The 281-nt window shown below is 42.3% G+C and carries 1 protein-coding gene; it reads left to right on the top strand.

The genetic code is table 11. The annotated features are described in order from the left end of the window. Positions 1-281 (top strand): hypothetical protein (locus tag HGG74_RS21850; protein ID WP_376766169.1); only part of this gene is annotated, 281 nt, incomplete at both ends.

Here is a 281-nt window from a genome sequence, read left to right as displayed (position 1 = left end):
GAATCGATGAAAGAACAGAAAAATTTCTTTGAACGGTATAAACCGGTGTTTGAAATCGTTTGTCGAATCCTGGGGAACGGCTGGCGTGTAAATCTGCTCGATGATTGCCAGTACAGGATTAAGCTAACCTCACCTGATTTTAAAAATTACTCTATACATATTCGAATGGAGAAAGGAAGGTTAGTTATCATTGGAAGCGTAGATAGTCGCAGCTGGAGAAGTCCTTACCATACTTGCACAGTATCGCCAGAGCGTAACCCTGTAGAAATCGCCGCCGATAT

Origin of the sequence: Arthrobacter mobilis (assembly GCF_012395835.1) — a bacterium.
Taxonomy (GTDB): Bacteria; Actinomycetota; Actinomycetes; order Actinomycetales; family Micrococcaceae; genus Crystallibacter; species Crystallibacter mobilis.
This window is presented reverse-complemented; position numbering and strand designations above follow the sequence as displayed.